This is a genomic window from Bradyrhizobium sp. NBAIM14 (genome assembly GCF_020193895.1).
Taxonomy (GTDB): domain Bacteria; phylum Pseudomonadota; class Alphaproteobacteria; order Rhizobiales; family Xanthobacteraceae; genus Bradyrhizobium; species Bradyrhizobium yuanmingense.
In genome coordinates this window covers 34,229-51,067 of the sequence record NZ_JADYVQ010000009.1, presented here as the reverse complement: position 1 = coordinate 51,067, position 16,839 = coordinate 34,229, and the positions used below count along the sequence as shown (strand labels likewise).

Here is a 16,839-nt window from a genome sequence, read left to right as displayed (position 1 = left end):
GACCTCCGAGGTAATCGATCAACGCGCGTGAACCTTCGATAGTCACGGTCAGCCGGACAACACGGCGCCATCGAAGGAGAGAACCATGACCGACCCCGTCACCATCGCCCGCCGCTACATCGAGCTCTGGAACGAGCGCAGCGCCGGCCGCCGCCGCGAGCTGCTGAGCGAAAGCTGGACGACGGATGCGAGCTACGTCGACCCCGTGATGAAGGGCGACGGCCAGGACGGCATCGAGGCGCTGATCGCAGGTGTGCAGCAGCGCTTTCCCGATTTCACATTCAAGCTGATCGGCGAGCCCAACGGCTACGGCGATCACATCCGCTTCTCGTGGGGACTTGGCCCTGACGGCGCCGACAGCCCGATCAAGGGCACCGATTTCGCCGTGCTGAAGGACGGCCGGATCAGAAGCGTGACCGGATTTCTCGATCAGGTCCCGGCCGGGGCGTGAGAGCGCTGGCCCTCGACACGCAGGCGAGGAGAGGACCGAAATTTGGACCTCACAAGCGGTCGTCATGCCCGGGCTTGTCCCGGGCATCCACGTTCTTCGTGCCGCGGGTAAGACGTGGATGGCCGGGACAAGCCCGGCCATGACGATGTCGAGTCTATCGTGCTTCAAATGGACAGCGCGTGTTCGATCGCCCTGTCGCAGGCCATAGCCCCCTCGACGAAGCCATCCCTACGGCTTACCTGTCATGCCGTGCCGCCCCGTATCCTCCAAACATCGACCGAGCCGGCCGCGCTGCTGCCGGATCGCTTCCAGGCCTGGTTCGCAGCCCGCGGCTGGTCGCCGCGCGCGCATCAATTGGCGCTGCTGGAGAAGGCGCGCGAGGACCGGTCGGCGCTGCTGATTGCGCCGACCGGCGCCGGCAAGACGCTGGCCGGATTTCTGCCGACGCTGGTCGAGCTGTCGGCGCAGCCGCTGACGCGCAACGCGGGCGCGAAGAAGAACCTCGTCTCCACCGGCCGCAGCGTGCAGCGCAGCGGTGGCCTGCACACCCTCTACATCTCGCCGCTCAAGGCGCTCGCCGTCGACATCGCGCGCAATCTCGAGCGTCCGATCGCCGAGATGGACTTGCCCATCAAGGTCGAGACCCGCACCGGCGATACGCCGGTGTCGCGCCGTCAGCGGCAGCGGCGCTATCCGCCCGACGTGTTGCTGACGACGCCCGAGCAGCTCGCGCTGCTGCTCTCCTCCGACGACGCACCGTTCCTGTTTTCCTCTCTAAAGCGCATCGTGCTCGACGAGCTGCACGCGCTGGTCACGTCCAAGCGGGGCGATCTGCTCTCCCTCGGGCTGGCGCGATTGTGGCGCCTCTCGCCGCAGATGCGCGCGATCGGCTTGTCCGCGACCGTAGCCGAGCCAGAGCAGCTCGCGCGCTTCCTGGTGCCGCAGCCCGACGGCAAGGAGCGGGCAGCCGACATCGTCGTCGCTGGCGGCGCCGCGCCGCCCGTGGTCGAGATGCTCGATACGCGCGAGCGGCTGCCCTGGGCCGGTCACAGCGCGCGTCACGCGCTCCCTGAAATCTACGAGCTGATCAAGGCCAACAAGACCACGCTGGTCTTCGTCAACACCCGCAGCCAGGCCGAGATGCTGTTCCAGAATCTCTGGAGCATGAACGACGATGGCCTTGCCATCGCGCTGCATCACGGCTCGCTCGACGTCGCCCAGCGCCGCAAGGTCGAAGACGCCATGTCGGCGGGCCGGCTGCGCGGCGTGGTCTGCACCTCCTCGCTCGACCTCGGCGTCGACTGGGGTGACGTCGATCTCGTCGTCAATATCGGCGCGCCAAAAGGCTCCTCGCGTCTGATGCAGCGCATCGGCCGCGCCAATCACCGCCTCGACGAGGCCTCCCGCGCGGTGCTGGTGCCCGCCAACCGTTTTGAAGTGCTGGAGTGCCGCGTCGCCATCGACGCCATCGCCGAGAATGCGCAGGATACGCCGCCCTTGCGCACTGGCGCTCTCGACGTGCTGGCTCAGCATGTTCTGGGCTGTGCCTGTGGCGAGCCGTTCTTCAGCGACGAGCTCTATGGCGAGGTTCGCACCGCCGCGCCCTACGCAAGCCTGTCGCGGCAGGATTTCGACGACGTCGTCGATTTCGTCGCCTCCGGCGGCTATGCGCTGAAGACCTATGAGCGCTTTGCTCGCATCAAGCAGGACAAGGAGGGACGCTGGCGCGTCGCCAATCCCAAGGTGCGGCAGAGCTACCGCATGAATGTCGGCACCATCGTCGAGGACGACATGCTGAAGGTGCGGCTGGTGCGTTCGCGCGGCAGCGGTGCAGGATCCACAGGCGTGATCGCACGCGGCGGCCGACTGCTCGGCGAGATCGAGGAAGCCTTCATCGAGGGCCTCTCCCCCGGCGACACATTCGTGTTCTCGGGCGAAGTGGTGCGCTACGAGACCCTGGTCGAGGACCAGGTCTATGTCTCGCGCGCGCATGACAAGGACCCGAAGGTGCCGTCCTACATGGGCGGCAAGTTTCCGCTTTCGACCTATCTCGCCGAGCGCGTGCGCCGCCTGCTCGATGATGGCCGCGCCTGGGGCGGCTTGCCGGAGCAGGTGCGCGACTGGCTGTCGCTGCAGAAGGATGTCAGCAGAGTGCCGGCGGTCCGCGAGCTGCTGGTCGAGAGCTTTCCGCGGGCCAACAAGCATTATCTCGTTTGCTACCCCTTCGAGGGCCGTCTCGCGCATCAGACCTTGGGCATGCTGCTGACGCGCCGGCTGGAGCGCGCTCGCGCGCGTCCGCTCGGCTTCGTCGCCAATGAATATGCCGTGGCGATCTGGGGGCTCGGTGATCTCTCCTTCATGATCCGCGATGGGCGGGTCGACCTCAACGCGCTGTTCGATCCTGACATGCTCGGCGATGATCTCGAAGCCTGGCTCGCCGAATCCGCGCTGATGAAGCGAACCTTCCGCAACTGCGCCATCATCTCCGGCCTGATCGCGCGCCGTCACACCGGCGAAGAGAAGAGCCGCCGTCAGGTGCTGTTCTCGACAGATCTCGTCTACGACGTGTTGCGCAAGCACCAGGCCGATCACGTCCTGCTCCGCGCTGCGCGCGCCGATGCCGCCACCGGCCTGCTCGATTTGCGCCGGCTCGGCGACATGCTGATGCGCATCCACGGCCGCATCACGCACCGGGAACTCGACCGCGTCTCCCCGCTCGCCGTGCCCGTGATGCTGGAAATCGGCCGCGAGTCAGTTTATGGCGAAGCTGCAGACGAGCTTTTGGCGGAAGCCGCCGACGAGCTCGTCAAAGAGGCGATGGATCGAAGCGGGTAAGACGTGACGGCAGGCGCGCTGATTTCGGGAGATGTCGAGGACATGCGCGTTTCCAGAGTCACGATCAGCGATGTGACCTTTGCGGCCGATCTCTCCGGCGCGCTGTTCTGGGACGAGCAGCGCCTGCTCGTCGTCTCCGACCTGCATCTCGAGAAAGGCTCGAGCTTCGCTACGCGCGGCGTATTGCTGCCGCCTTACGATACCATTGCGACGCTCGGCCGGCTCGCTGCTGTCATCTCCCGCCATGATCCGCGAGTGGTCATCGCGCTCGGCGACAGTTTTCACGACCGCAGCGCGCATGAGCGCCTGTCCGCCGAGGACCGCGACGCCTTGGCCGCACTCCAGACCGGCCGCGACTGGATCTGGATTTCCGGCAATCACGACCCCATGCTGCCGCGCGATCTCGGCGGCACCATCGCGGACGAAGTCGCAATCGGCCCGATCACCTTCCGCCACGAGCCGACCGGCGCCCACGGCGAGATCGCCGGCCATCTGCATCCGAAGGCGCGTGTCTCGGCGCGTGGCCGCTCGATGGAGCGCCGCTGCTTCGCCAGCGACGGGATGCGGGCGGTGATGCCGGCATTCGGTGCTTACGCGGGGGGCCTCAGCGTCCGCGATCCAGCCTTCGCAAAGATCTTTCCGGCGAATGGCTTTGTCGCCCATCTCCTCGGCGACCGCCGCGTCCACGCCATTGCGGCCTCGCGCTGCCATTGAGGCGCCGGCTGCATTAGGACAGCACTACGACCGGTATTTTTCCGGAATCGCGCAAAGCCCGCTGTCGGTATTAACGTCCGCGCTTGCCGGGGCTGGATTTCATCCCGAACAAGATTGCAACCGGCAAAGGGGTCGCCTCGGGCGGCCCCTTTCGATTCCACGCGCGCCCAGAACAAATTAAGAACACTTTAGCAAGTCTTTGATATATCATTGTGATTCGGCGTCTCGCCGATACAATATCTAGCGTCTGTCCGACTTTGCGAGGACTACATGTCCACCATTGCCTTCGACCAGTTTGCCCTCACCCGGATCGCCGATTTCGCGCGCTCGCTGTCACGGCTGCATCAGGCCGCGCGGCGCCAGAGGGTCGATGACGACCAGTTCGACCGCGAGTTCAACGCGGTGTGCCAGTCGATCTGGGGCTACACCATCGACGATGTCAGCGACGATCTGTTCTCGTCCGAGGATCATCTGTTTCTCGACACGCTGGACGAAGCGCATGCGCGCATCTTCGCGGCGGAGCAGGGCTATGACCTCGTCGGCGATCAGGGCATGCTGACCGATTGGTGGGGCTTCTGCTGGATGATCCTGGCCGAGAAGCGCGGCCTCCTGACGCCGGAGAACCGCGCCTCCGCGCGCGCCGCGATCGAGGAGAAATATCTGGCGGCGCCGAATGTGATCGGCGTGATCATCGGGAGGTAGTGCCGCAAATTCCGTCATTGCTTCGCTACGCTCGCAATGACGGTGTGGTTACAGGTGAGGCTTAATCCAACCCCGCCCGCTTCGCCGGCTTCGCGGCGGTCTTCGGCACTGTCACGTCCGGCAGCGGCTCGCGCACGATCTCGTTTGACGCTGGCGCATCTGCCGACACCGTCTCGGCGCGCACCGGCGCCACCTTCATCTCGCCGAGCCGCGCTCGAACCTGCGCGGTGAGGCCGGGATAGGAGGCAACCGGGGTGAAATCCGCAGCCTGGTCGTTGCCGACGCGGACGCCGGTATAGGCGACGAGGCCGTCGCTGGTGGCGATCACGTCGCCGGCCTTCAGGGAGGAATCCAGCGCAAGGTCGACCGGGGCAAGACCGACGGGTTCACGGCCGTTGCAGGTGCAGTCGGCGCGCAGCGCCTTGCGGTAGGCGAACGCGTTCTCGCTGTCGGCGTAGCGCTCGCCGGTCTGTGAATAGGCACCGTCGATCGACGAGCCGAAATAGACCTTGGTCGCGCTGGCAGGACAGAACGCCTGACACATCTGCGCGGGTGAGACGAGACCGCGCATCAGCGGAAAGTATTTCCCGTCGCAACTGCGTACGCAGAAGGCCGGTCCCGAGCCACCGGCCGCGGCCGAGCGGGTCGGCGGCACATATTGCGGCGTGGCGCCATTCTGCTGGCTGCTGAAGGGATCGACGTGGGAGTTCGCCGGCGGCACCTCGCGCTGCGGCCGCTGCTGCATTCCGCCGAAGAGGAAATCGAACAGGCCTTCGGCTGCAACCGAGGTCGGCGCCGCCAGCAGCGGCGCTGCCAGCATGGCGGCCACAAGCGAAGCGCGACGCCGCCGGCGCGCATGGGACATGACTGTACGCAATGCTTACTCCACCCGACGCTACTGAATCGGCTGGGACCGAGCGATCTCAGCACACGATTCACCATAAAGCGGGATGGTAAATGAGCAGTTGAGCGTAGGCGGTTTCAAGACGAGGCGGTGGCCTCTTTAAGGCTGGGCGCAGCTTTGGACGGGTGGTTGCTACCGGGACACATTGAGGCATGACGGCGGAGAAATTTCCGCCACTTCACCCCTTCAAGAATTCCGACGCCTTGTACAGCGAGCGGAACGGCAGGCCAGCCGCACCGAACGTGTCGGTGGCGCCTTCCTCGCGATCGACCATGGTCAGCACCAGCACGACATTGGCCCCGGCCTCGCGCACCGATTCCACCGCCTTCATCGCCGAGCCGCCCGTGGTGGTGACGTCCTCGACGATCACGACGCGCTTGCCCGCCAGCGTCTCGCCCTTGGGCAGGCCCTCGATCGCGAGCTTCGCGCCGTGCTCCTTCGGCTTCTTGCGCACGAAGAAGGCCGCGATCGGATGACCCTTGATCCAGGAGATCTGCGCCAGCGCGCCGGCGAGCGGCACCGCGCCCATCTCGAGACCGCCGATGAAATCGAGCTGGTCGTCCTTGAGCGCCTCGTAAGTCAGCTCGGCGAGCAGCGTTGCGCCCTCGGGGTCGAGCATGGTCGGCTTGAGGTTGAAGTAGAAATCGCTCTTGCGGCCCGACGCGAGCGTCACCTCGCCGCGGCCGAATGAGCGCCGGCGGATGATCTCGAACAGGCGGGCGCGGGAGGCGGATTTCGACACGGCGGTCCCTCAAACAGCGTTTTTGGTGGGGGCGGAATTTATCCGCGACCGACGCGACATTCCAGAGGGGGCGTCTCCCGTCAACAGGGATCGGCCATCCCGGCCCAAAGGTTGTGAGGGCGCAACCTTCTGGAGTAGGTGAGGGGGCAAGCCTTCGGGCAAGCCTCTTGGGGAAGGACACGGAATGACCATCGAGCTCTATACCTGGAACACGCCGAACGGCCGCAAGATCTCGGTCGCGCTGGAGGAGATGGGGCTGCCCTATAAGGTGATCCCGGTGAACATCACCAAGGGCGAGCAGATGGCGCCCGAGTTCCTCAACCTCTCGCCCAACAACAAGATCCCCGCGATCGTCGACCCCGAGGGGCCTGAGGGCAAGCCCGTCAGCATCTTCGAATCCGGCGCGATCCTGCTCTATCTCGGCGAAAAGACCGGCAAATTCCTGCCGAAATCGCTTATCCAGCGCATTCCGGTCTACGAATGGCTGATGTGGCAGATGGGCGGCTTCGGCCCGATGCCCGGCCAGGTACACCATTTCATCGCACTCGAGAACGAGCAGGACCGGGCCTACGGCCTGAAGCGCTTCATGGCCGAGACCCGCCGGCTCTACGGCGTGCTCGACCGCCGCCTGGAGGGGCGCGACTTCGTCGCCGGCGAGCTCTCGGTTGCCGATTTTGCCATCCTGGGCTGGGCCTGGCGCCATCCTCGCCACAAGGTTGATCTGGCCGACTTCCCCAACGTCAAGCGCTGGTACGAGGCCCTGATGGCGCGCCCGGCCGTGAAGCGGGGGATGGAGGCGAAGCTGGATTGAGCTCTCTTCTCCCTCTCCCCGTTCTTACGGGGAGAGGGTTGGGGTGAGGGGCCTCTCTCCCCATGCGAGATGGTCGAGAGACCTGTACCCCCTCACCCGAATTCGATCTGCGATCGAATTCGACCTCTCCCCGCAGGCGGGGAGAGGTGAAGACCATCCTCACACCCTCTTCGCTTCGACCGCCATCCGCACCGCGAGCCCGGCCAGCACGGTGCCCATCAGCCAGCGTTGCACCAGCATCCAGCTCGGCCGGTTCGCCAGGAACAGCGCGATCGATCCGGCCGCGAGCGCGATCATCGCGTTGACGCTGACGCTGATCGCGATCTGGATCGCGCCCAGCACCACCGACTGCGTGAGCACGCTGCCCGCTGTGGGATCGATGAACTGCGGCAGCAGCGCCAGATACAGCATCGCGATCTTCGGGTTGAGCAGGTTGGTGATGAAGCCCATCACGAACAATTTGCGCGGGCTGTCGACCGCGAGCTTCCTCACCTGGAACGGCGAGCGTCCGCCCGGCTTCACCGCCTGCCAGGCGAGCCACAGCAAATAGCCGGCACCGGCAAAGCGCAGCGCGTCATAGGCGAAAGGAATGGCGAGCAACAGCGCCGTGATACCGAACGCCGCGCACAGCATGTAGAACACGAAGCCGAGCGCCACGCCGCCGAGCGAGACGATGCCGGCCGCGCCGCCTTGCGTGATCGAGCGCGAGATCAGGTAGATCATGTTCGGTCCCGGCGTGAGCACGAGGCCGAGGCTGACGAGGGCGAAGCCGAGCAAGGCGTAGGTGTGGGGCATGGTTGAACCGGTGCGGGAGATGCAAAGGTTCTAATACGCGCGGGATCGCGCTGCCATCGCGCAATTGCTCGGAGGACAATCGAGGTCTTGCGCCGGTGTGCTCCCTCGCCCCGGTTCTTACGGGGCCGGGACGAGCTTCGCTCGCCCTGAGAGGGTTGGGGTGAGGGGCTTTCTCCACACGGGCGGTCGTCGATAGACCTGCACCCCCTCACCCGGATCGGAAGGGCGATCCGACCTCTCCCCGCAAGCGGGGAGAGGTAAGGAAGTGCGCTAATGCGCCTCGTCCCAATTGTTCGCGGCGCGGGCGTCGACATGCAGCGGCACCGAGAGCAGCACGGCCGGGAACGGCGCATCCTGCATCACCTTCTGCACGACGGGGAGCGTTGCCTCGACCTCGTCGTCCGGCACCTCGAAGATCAATTCGTCGTGCACCTGGAGCAGCATTTGCGCCGAGAGCTTCTTCTCGGTGAGCGCATCCTCCACGCGCGTCATGGCGCGGCGGATGATGTCGGCGGCGGTGCCCTGAAGCCGCGCGTTGATCGCGGCGCGCTCGTTGAAGGCGCGCACCGAGGCATTCGAAGCCTTGATGTCGGGGTAGTGGCACTTGCGGCCGAACAGCGTGGTGACGTAGCCGTGGTTGCGGCAGAAATCGCGCGTCTCGTCCATATAGGCGCGGATGCCGGGGAACCGCTCGAAATACTTCTTGATGTAGGCGGAGGCTTCCTCGCGCGCGATGCCGAGCTGGTTGGCGAGGCCGAAGGCGGAGATGCCGTAGATGATGCCAAAATTGATCGCTTTCGCGCGGCGGCGGATCTCGCTCGGCATGCCCTTGATCGGCACACCGAACATTTCCGACGCGGTCATGGCGTGAATGTCGAGCCCATCGCGGAACGCCTGCTTCAGCACCGGAATGTCGGCGATCTCGGCCAGCAGCCGCAGCTCGATCTGTGAATAATCGGCCGAGACCAGCTTGTGCCCGGGCGTGGCGATGAAGGCGCGGCGGATCTTGCGGCCGTCCTCGGTACGCACCGGAATGTTCTGCAGGTTCGGCTCGTTCGACGACAAGCGCCCCGTCGTGGTCGCAGCCAGCGCGTAGGTGGTGTGCACGCGGTGGGTCTGCGGGTTGACGTAGGTCGGCAGCGCGTCGGTGTAGGTCGATTTCAGCTTGGAGACCTGGCGCCACTCCAGAATCTTCTTCGGGAAGTCGTGGCCCTGCTCGGCGAGCTCGTCGAGCACCTGTGCGGTGGTCGACCACGCGCCGGTCTTGGTCTTGGTGCCGCCAGGCAATCCCATCTTACCGAACAGGATGTCGCCGATCTGCTTGGGGCTGCCGACATTGACCGGCTCGCCCGCGATCTCCTGGATCTCGGCCTCGACGCGCGCTGCGGTCTGGGCGAAGTCGCCGGACAGACGCGACAGCACCTGGCGATCGATCGAGATGCCGCGCCGCTCCATACGCGCAAGCACGGAGACCAGCGGCCGCTCCAGCGTCTCGTAGACCGCACTCATGTGCTCGGAAACCAGGCGCGGCTTCAGCACGCGCCACACCCGCAACGCGATGTCGACGCTTTCGGCTGACAGCGGTGCGGCCTTGTCGATCGGCACCTGGTCGAAGGTGATCTTGCCCTTGCCGCTGCCGAGCAGCTCGCTGTCCTTCAGCATGGCATGGCCGAACCAGCGCTCCGACAACGATTCCAGCGCATGCGAGCCGCGGCCGGCATCGAGCACGTAGGAGATCAGCAGCGCATCGTCGATGTTGCGCAGGGTGATGCCGTGCTGCGCCAGCATCACGGCCGTGAACTTGACGTCGAAGCCGATCTTGAGGATGCCCGCCGATTCCAGCACCGGCCGCAGCGCTTGCAGCGCGTCGTCATGCTTGACCTGGTCCGGCGCGAGGCCGGCATCGAACAGGCCGGCGCCGCCGCCGGATTGCTTGTGCGCCAGCGGCACGTAGCAGGCCTCGTTCGGCGCCAGTGCCAGCGCGATGCCGCAGAGATCGGCCTGCATCGGATCGATCGAGCTCGCTCTTGTCTCGATCGCGACATGGCCGGCGTCATGGATGCGCGCAATGAAGGCGTCGAGCTCCTTCAGCGTCTTGATGGTCTGGTATTTGCCTCGATCGACCGGAAGCTTGCGCAGCGCCTCTTCGCGCGCGGCGGCGAGGGAGATCGGTGCCCCCTTCGGGCTCGCAGCCTTGTCCTCCTTGCCTGCCGACTTGTTGGGCTGGTTCGGCCGGGCCGGCGCCGGAGTTCCCGTGCCCGGTGTGGGCACCACGTCCGAGGGCGGCAACGTCGTGAATACGCTGGCGCCGCTGGCATAGCCGGGATCGGCATCGATATTGGCGGGATCGATCTGCGCATATTCGGCGACGCGCCGCGTCAGCGTCGTGAACTCCATCGCCTTGAGGAAGGCGATCAGCTTGCGCGCGTCGGGCTCGTGGACGGCGAGGTCGTCCAGCGGCACCTCCAGCTCGACCTTGTCGTCGAGCAGCACGAGCTGCCGCGAGATGCGCGCCTTCTCCGCGTTCTCGAGCAGCGCCTCGCGCCGCTTGGGCTGCTTGATCTCGCCGGCGCGGAACAGCAATTGGTCGAGATCGCCATATTCGGTGATCAGTTGCGCCGCGGTCTTGATGCCGATGCCGGGTACGCCCGGCACGTTGTCGGTGGAATCGCCCGCGAGCGCCTGCACCTCGACCACCTTGTTCGGCGGCACGCCGAACTTCTCGATCACCTCTGATATGCCGATGCGGCGGTCCTTCATGGTGTCGTACATCGTGACGCAATCGGTGACGAGCTGCATCAGGTCCTTATCTGACGACACGATGGTGGCGCTGGCGCCGCGCTCGCAGGCTTGGCGCACATAGGTCGCGATGAGATCGTCGGCCTCGAAGCCGATCTGTTCCAGGCAGGGCAGGTCGAAGGCGCGCACGGCTTCGCGGATCAGCGCGAATTGCGGAATGAGATCGTCGGGGGCCGGCGGCCGGTGCGCCTTGTAGTCCGGATAGATCTTGTTGCGGAAGGTGATCTCCGACTTATCGAAGATGATGGCCAGATGCGTCGGCCGATTGTCCTCGGGCATCTCGCGGAGCAGCTTCCACAGCATGTTGCAGAAGCCGAGCACGGCGTTGACCTGGAGCCCGTCGGATTTGCGGTTCAGCGGCGGCAGCGCGTGATAGGCGCGGAAGATGTAGGAGGAACCATCGACCAGGAAGACGTGGTCGCCCTTTCCGGCCGCCTTTGCCGCGACCGGTTTGGCAGCAGCCTTGGCAACAGCGGGCTTGGTCTCTGCGGCAGCTTTCGGCGCGGCCTTGGTGTCAGCTTTGGCGGTGGTCTTCGGAGATGTCTTGGGCATGGCCGCAATGTATGAATTTTTGCGGACTTTGACAGCCTTGGGAGGCGGATTTTTGGGCCGGTAGCGCGACTATCCCCCGCTGTCATTCCCCGCGACCCGGCTACGCCAAGGCTTCGCCGAGGTCTCGGTCTTGGGCACGCCGAAGCTCTAGCGTAGGCGGCAAGCGGGGAATCCAGTACGCCGCGGCTTCTCGGCTCAATCAATGCTCTCGGCGTACTGGGTCGCCCGGTCGAGCCGGGCGACGACACCGAGAGGGCAGCTACTCCGCTGCCTGCAACCGCGCGCCCGCCTTCCTCGGCGCGATCCAGAACGCATCGGGCCGCTCGAACAGGAAGCGCGCATTGAGGCGGAGCGCGACCTGCCAGATCACAAGCGATCCGAGCACGCCAGCGACGGTAACGAGCAGCGACACCGTGCCGATATCAGGGATGACGCCGGTGCGCAGCAGCAGCGTTCGCGTCGCCGCCATCGGCAGGAAGAAGGCGAGATAGATCACGATCGAATGCTCGCCGCAGAAGCGGAGGAAGTTGAGCCAGTGCGCCCGCGCGAGCAGCGTGCCCGCCGCGATGATGGCGCAGGCGCCGGCGAAGCCGAGCGCGAGCGAGACGATCGCCCACTCGCTGGCGCCCGCTGCGACGAGGCCGGCATTGATCAGCGCCCAGGCAGCGAGCGCTGCAAGCGCCAGCGCCGGATGCTTCCGCGCCTGATCCGACAGGGCGAACACGTAGGGCGCGAACAAATAGCCCGAATAGAAATAGACGAAGCGTGCGCAGAACTCGTCGATGGCGGTCCAGCCGGTCGTGATGTGCGCGGTCTCCAGCGCGGCGGCGACGAGCCAGACCGCGAGCGATGGGACCTTGCGTGTCAGTTTCGTGACGACGAAGAAGACCGGCAACAGATAGATGAACCACAGCGTGCCGAACGGCTCGATGAAGGATTCGAGATACAGCAGGCCAACATGCTGCCAGCTGGTCTCGGCCGCAAAGGCCGGGGCCTTGAAGCCGAATTGGATTGTCACCCAGACGACATAAAAATAGGCGAAATGCACCACCTTGCGGTCGAGATAGGTTCGCCAGTCCCGATCGATCACCAGAGACAGGAACAAGCCCGAAATCAGGAAGAAATCCGGCATCCGGAACGGCTTTGCGAAGGCTACGAGCACGTGCATGAACCCGGTCTGCCCGGCGGCAAGCTCCACCCCCAGCACCGAATGCATCATCACCACCATGACGATGCAGATACCCTTGGCGTAGTCGACCCAGTCGATACGCGCGCCCGAAGCGGCCGTGGAGGGGCTGGCCGCCGCGATTGTGCCTGATCGTGCCATGGTGTCCCTTTTCGAGGCGCGTTCCGCCCGTGCCTGTGCGGGCCTGGGGCAGTTTGGAGCCCAGTAGTTTCCGACTTCTTTACCGGTTCAAATCGCGGGCCGGTTTTTGCATGCGGACTGTTCCATGGCCTCGGGAAAATGCTAAACCGCCCCGGATTGGGCCGAGTTGGACGTCCGTTAACCAAGCTGGAACAGGATTTTTCATGCGAATTGCGATGATCGGCACGGGCTATGTGGGATTGGTGTCCGGCGCCTGCTTTGCGGATTTCGGCCACGACGTCACCTGCGTCGACAAGGACGAGAGGAAGATCGCGGCACTCCATCGCGGCGAGATCCCGATCTACGAGCCCGGGCTCGACGAGCTGGTCGCGAACAACGTGAAAGCCAAGCGGCTCGACTTCACCACCGACCTGAAGCAGCCGGTCGCCGATGCTGATGCCGTGTTCATCGCGGTCGGCACGCCCTCGCGCCGCGGCGACGGACACGCCGACCTGTCTTACGTCTATGCCGCCGCGAAAGAGATCGCGCAGTCGCTGCAGGGCTTCACCGTGGTGGTGACGAAATCGACCGTGCCGGTCGGCACCGGCGATGAGGTCGAGCGCATCATCCGCGAGGCCAATCCCAAGGCCGACGTGGTTGTCGCCTCGAACCCTGAGTTCCTTCGCGAGGGCGCGGCGATCCGCGATTTCAAATTCCCGGATCGCATCGTGGTCGGCACCTCCGACGAGCGCGGCCGCAAGGTGATGGGCGACATCTACCGTCCGCTGTCGCTGAACCAGGCGCCGCTGATGTTCACCGCGCGCCGGACCGCCGAGATGATCAAATATGCCGCCAACGCGTTCCTCGCGACCAAGATCACCTTCATCAACGAGATCGCCGACCTGTCCGAGAAGGCCGGCGCCAACGTGCAGGAGGTCGCGCGCGGCATCGGTCTCGACAACCGCATCGGCACCAAATTCCTGCATGCCGGTCCCGGTTTCGGCGGCTCGTGCTTCCCGAAGGACACGAAGGCCCTGATCAAGATCGCGCAGGACTACGACGTCTCCCTGCGCATCGTCGAATCGGTACTGGCGGTCAACGAGAACCGCAAGCGCGCGATGGCGCGCAAGGTGAGCCAGGCGCTCGGCGGCAATCTGCGCGGCAAGACCGTCGCGGTGCTCGGCCTCACCTTCAAGCCCGACACCGACGACATGCGCGATGCGCCGTCGATCCCGCTGGTAACGGGCCTGATCGACATGGGCGCGAAGGTGAAGGCGTTCGATCCCGTCGGCATGGAGCAGGCCAAGGGCGAATTGCCCGATATCACCTATTGCGAGGACGCCTATGCCTGCGCGCAAGGCGCCGACGCTCTCGTCATCGTCACCGAATGGGTCCAGTTCCGCGCGCTCGATCTCGACCGGTTGAAGGCGACCATGGCGCAGCCGGTCGTCGTCGACCTCCGCAACATCTACCGCCCCGAAGACATGGAAGCCGCCGGCTTCGTCTACGAGAGCGTCGGTCGGCCGGCGGTGCAGGGCTGATCGTTCCCAGCTCCACATAAATTCGTCATGGCCGGGCTTGTCCCGGCCATCCACGTCTGTTTTCTGGTCGAGGACGTGGATGCCCGGGACAAGCCCGGGCATGACGAGTGGATAGATCTTGCCCCGCAGTTTCGACACGCCCCTCCCGATCGATGCCGTGCTCGACGATTTGTCGCGTACGCTGGAGGCTAGCAACGCCGCAGTGCTGGTGGCCCCTCCCGGCGCCGGCAAGACCACGCGCGTGCCGCTGGCCTTGCTCGATGCGCCCTGGGCCAAGGACAAGAAGATCATCGTGCTGGAGCCGCGCCGCATCGCCGCGCGCGCCAGTGCCGACCGCATGGCCAAATCGCTCGGCGAGCGCGCCGGCGAAACCGTCGGCTATCGGGTCCGCTTCGGCTCGAAGATCTCGCGCGCGACGCGCATCGAGGTGGTGACCGAGGGCATCTTCACCCGCCAGATCCTCGACGATCCCGAACTAACAGGCGTTGCCGCGATCCTGTTCGACGAATTCCATGAACGCTCGCTCGACGCCGACATGGGCCTGGCGCTGGCGCGTGATGCGCAAACCGGCTTGCGCGAGGATTTGCGCATCCTGGTGATGTCGGCGACGCTCGACGGTGCGCGGGTGGCAAGGCTGCTCGGCGATGCCCCCGTCGTCGAGAGCGAGGGCCGTGCGTTTCCGGTCGAGACACGCTATCTCGGCCGCAAGGCGGACGCGCCGATCGAGCGGCAGATGGCGGATGCGATCGCATCTGCGCTGCGCGCCGATAGCGGCTCGGTGCTGGCCTTCCTGCCAGGCGCCGCCGAGATCCGCCGCACGCAGAATTTCCTCTCCGAGCGCGTGCAGGACGCCTCCGTCGAGATCGTGCCGCTGTTCGGCGCGCTCGATGCCGCCGTGCAGGATCGCGCCATCGCGCCGGCACCCAAGGGCACGCGCAAGGTGGTGCTGGCAACCTCGATCGCGGAGACCTCGCTCACCATCGAGGGCGTGCGTATCGTCGTCGATAGCGGTCTTGCCCGCGTGCCGCGCTATGAGCCCGATATCGGCCTGACCCGGCTCGAGACCGTGCGCGCCTCGCGCGCGGCGGTGGACCAGCGCCGCGGCCGTGCCGGCCGCACCGAGCCCGGCGTCTGCTACCGGCTCTGGGACGAGCCGCAGACCGCATCGCTCGCGCCGTACACCCAGCCGGAAATCCTCAGCGCCGACCTGTCCTCGCTGGTGCTCGATCTGGCGCAATGGGGCGTCAGCGATCCCGCGGCTCTATCGTTCCTCGATCCGCCGCCGCAGCCGGCCTGGAAGGAAGCCAAGAGCCTGCTGAGCGAGCTCAACGCGCTCGACGGCGACGGCCGCATCACCGCCGAAGGCAAGAGTTTGCGTGCGCTGGCGCTGCCGCCTCGGCTGGCGCGCATGATCGTGGATTCGCATCGCGCCGGCGAGGGCCAGGCCGCCGCCGAGATCGCGGCCATCATCACCGAGCGCGGCCTTGGCGGCGACAGCGTCGATCTCGAGCACCGCCGCGACCAGTTCCACCGCGACCGCTCACCACGCGCGGCAAGCGCGCGCGATCTCGCGCACCGCTGGGCTTCGCAGGTCGCGGCGTCGGAGAAGGTGGCGCAGCAGGAGGATCTGTCGACCGGCCTGATGCTCGCCTATGCGTTCCCGGACCGCGTCGCGCGCACTCGCGGCAATGGCAGCTTCGTGCTGGCCAACGGTCGCGGCGCCTCTGTCGAGCAGACCTCCTCGCTCGCCCGTGCGCCCTACATCGCGATCGGTGAGATGACCGGGACGGCGGCGAGCGGACGCATCCTGCTCGCTGCACAAATCACCGAGGACGAGATCGAGCAACATTTCGCCGAGCATATCGAGACCGCCGACGAGATCTCCTTTGATCGCGGCGCGATGGCGCTGCGGGCGCGGCGCAAGCGCGTGCTGCACGCGATCACTCTGTCTGAGGCAACGCTTTCAGTATCGCCCTCGGAGGAGACCGCGCGCATCTTTGCCGACGGACTGATTGCGGCCGGCCTCGACCGGCTGCCCTGGTCGAAAGCCGCCAAGCAATGGCGTGATCGCGTGATGTTCCTGCGCAAGGCCGAGGGCGACAGCTGGCCCGATTTGTCCGACGACGGTCTGATCGCGCGGCGCGACGACTGGCTGGTGCCGGCGCTCTCCGACAAGATCGCGCTCAAGGACATCTCCGCGGGCGATCTCTCCGACGCCCTGATGGCGCTCTTGCCCTGGGAGATGCGCACGCGGCTCGACCGCGAGGCGCCGACGCATTTCGAGGCGCCGACCGGCACTATGCTCGCGATCGACTACGAGGCCGAGCAGGGACCGACCATCGCGGTGCGGCTGCAGGAATTGTTCGGCCTCAACACCCATCCCTCGATCGCCGCCGGCAAGGTGCCGCTGGTGCTGGAATTGCTGTCGCCGGCCCAGCGTCCGGTGCAGGTGACGCGCGATCTGCCCGGCTTCTGGCGCGGCAGCTACGCCGCCGTCCGCTCCGACCTGCGCGGCCGCTACCCGCGTCACCCCTGGCCCGACGATCCCGCGAGCGCCGTGCCGACAAGGCGGGCGAAGCCGCGCGGGACGTGAGAACTCGCAACCGGCATTAACCCTCCGCTCATCCTTTTCGTCAAAATGACAGGAGCCCCGGCGTGCCTTCGCTCGCCGCCGGCCTCGTCGCGTG

12 protein-coding genes are annotated in these 16,839 nt (G+C 65.9%); 7 read left to right on the top strand and 5 right to left on the bottom strand.

Annotation, left to right across the window (positions count from 1 at the left end):
• Nucleotides 1–85: 85 nt before the first annotated feature.
• From I6F28_RS21630 to I6F28_RS21615, 4 genes are all read left to right on the top strand, one after another.
• Entirely contained in the window at nt 86–451 is a 366-nt protein-coding gene (locus I6F28_RS21630; RefSeq protein WP_036014140.1) for a nuclear transport factor 2 family protein, read from the top strand.
• A gap of 249 nt (nt 452–700) precedes the next feature.
• Nucleotides 701–3,286 (top strand): ligase-associated DNA damage response DEXH box helicase, encoded by a 2,586-nt coding sequence (locus I6F28_RS21625; RefSeq protein WP_225140975.1) that lies wholly within the window; start codon nt 701–703, stop codon nt 3,284–3,286.
• Between the two features lie 42 nt (nt 3,287–3,328).
• The gene (gene pdeM, locus I6F28_RS21620) at nt 3,329–4,000 is read left to right on the top strand and encodes a ligase-associated DNA damage response endonuclease PdeM (RefSeq protein ID WP_050995974.1); all 672 of its coding nucleotides are present in this window, start codon (nt 3,329–3,331) and stop codon (nt 3,998–4,000) included.
• A 270-nt stretch (nt 4,001–4,270) separates the two neighbouring features.
• Nucleotides 4,271–4,702 (top strand): hypothetical protein, encoded by a 432-nt coding sequence (locus I6F28_RS21615; RefSeq protein ID WP_036026470.1) that lies wholly within the window; start codon nt 4,271–4,273, stop codon nt 4,700–4,702.
• Between the two features lie 61 nt (nt 4,703–4,763).
• Here I6F28_RS21615 and I6F28_RS21610 read toward each other — a convergent pair whose 3' ends face one another.
• Nucleotides 4,764–5,567, bottom strand: a complete 804-nt coding sequence (locus tag I6F28_RS21610) for a DUF2865 domain-containing protein (RefSeq protein WP_036026471.1) — start codon at nt 5,565–5,567, stop codon at nt 4,764–4,766.
• 217 nt (nt 5,568–5,784) lie between these two features.
• On the bottom strand, nt 5,785–6,348 hold the full coding sequence (pyrE, locus tag I6F28_RS21605) for an orotate phosphoribosyltransferase (protein ID WP_036014130.1): 564 nt from the start codon (nt 6,346–6,348) through the stop codon (nt 5,785–5,787).
• A gap of 184 nt (nt 6,349–6,532) precedes the next feature.
• Here pyrE and I6F28_RS21600 point away from each other — a divergent pair, with 184 nt between their 5' ends.
• A complete protein-coding gene (locus tag I6F28_RS21600; RefSeq protein ID WP_036026473.1) occupies nt 6,533–7,159 on the top strand; it encodes a glutathione S-transferase family protein in 627 nt (208 codons plus the stop codon).
• A gap of 159 nt (nt 7,160–7,318) precedes the next feature.
• On the opposite strand, the gene I6F28_RS21595 is transcribed toward I6F28_RS21600, so the two are convergent.
• The 3 genes from I6F28_RS21595 to I6F28_RS21585 form a co-directional block, all read right to left on the bottom strand.
• Complete coding sequence (locus I6F28_RS21595) at nt 7,319–7,954, bottom strand: LysE family translocator (protein ID WP_036026474.1); 636 nt, start codon at nt 7,952–7,954, stop codon at nt 7,319–7,321.
• 270 nt (nt 7,955–8,224) lie between these two features.
• On the bottom strand, nt 8,225–11,305 hold the full coding sequence (polA, locus tag I6F28_RS21590; RefSeq protein ID WP_225140973.1) for a DNA polymerase I: 3,081 nt from the start codon (nt 11,303–11,305) through the stop codon (nt 8,225–8,227).
• A 259-nt stretch (nt 11,306–11,564) separates the two neighbouring features.
• Nucleotides 11,565–12,632 (bottom strand): acyltransferase family protein, encoded by a 1,068-nt coding sequence (locus I6F28_RS21585; protein ID WP_225140971.1) that lies wholly within the window; start codon nt 12,630–12,632, stop codon nt 11,565–11,567.
• Nucleotides 12,633–12,835: 203 nt separating this feature from the next.
• Between I6F28_RS21585 and I6F28_RS21580 the strand changes: the two genes are divergently transcribed.
• The gene (locus I6F28_RS21580) at nt 12,836–14,152 is read left to right on the top strand and encodes a UDP-glucose dehydrogenase family protein (protein WP_036026478.1); all 1,317 of its coding nucleotides are present in this window, start codon (nt 12,836–12,838) and stop codon (nt 14,150–14,152) included.
• Between the two features lie 118 nt (nt 14,153–14,270).
• Nucleotides 14,271–16,745 (top strand): ATP-dependent helicase HrpB, encoded by a 2,475-nt coding sequence (hrpB, locus tag I6F28_RS21575; RefSeq protein WP_036026479.1) that lies wholly within the window; start codon nt 14,271–14,273, stop codon nt 16,743–16,745.
• Nucleotides 16,746–16,839: the final 94 nt, after the last annotated feature.

What these genes read in the sequence shown, in the direction of transcription:
- I6F28_RS21630 (WP_036014140.1), top strand. Translation starts at nt 86, where the DNA reads ATGACCGACCCCGTCACCATCGCCCGCCGCTACATCGAGCTCTGGAAC.
- pdeM (WP_050995974.1), top strand. Translation starts at nt 3,329, where the DNA reads ATGCGCGTTTCCAGAGTCACGATCAGCGATGTGACCTTTGCGGCCGAT.
- I6F28_RS21615 (WP_036026470.1), top strand. Translation starts at nt 4,271, where the DNA reads ATGTCCACCATTGCCTTCGACCAGTTTGCCCTCACCCGGATCGCCGAT.
- I6F28_RS21610 (WP_036026471.1), bottom strand. Translation starts at nt 5,567, where the DNA reads ATGTCCCATGCGCGCCGGCGGCGTCGCGCTTCGCTTGTGGCCGCCATG.
- I6F28_RS21600 (WP_036026473.1), top strand. Translation starts at nt 6,533, where the DNA reads ATGACCATCGAGCTCTATACCTGGAACACGCCGAACGGCCGCAAGATC.
- I6F28_RS21595 (WP_036026474.1), bottom strand. Translation starts at nt 7,954, where the DNA reads ATGCCCCACACCTACGCCTTGCTCGGCTTCGCCCTCGTCAGCCTCGGC.
- polA (WP_225140973.1), bottom strand. Translation starts at nt 11,305, where the DNA reads ATGCCCAAGACATCTCCGAAGACCACCGCCAAAGCTGACACCAAGGCC.
- I6F28_RS21585 (WP_225140971.1), bottom strand. Translation starts at nt 12,632, where the DNA reads ATGGCACGATCAGGCACAATCGCGGCGGCCAGCCCCTCCACGGCCGCT.
- I6F28_RS21580 (WP_036026478.1), top strand. Translation starts at nt 12,836, where the DNA reads ATGCGAATTGCGATGATCGGCACGGGCTATGTGGGATTGGTGTCCGGC.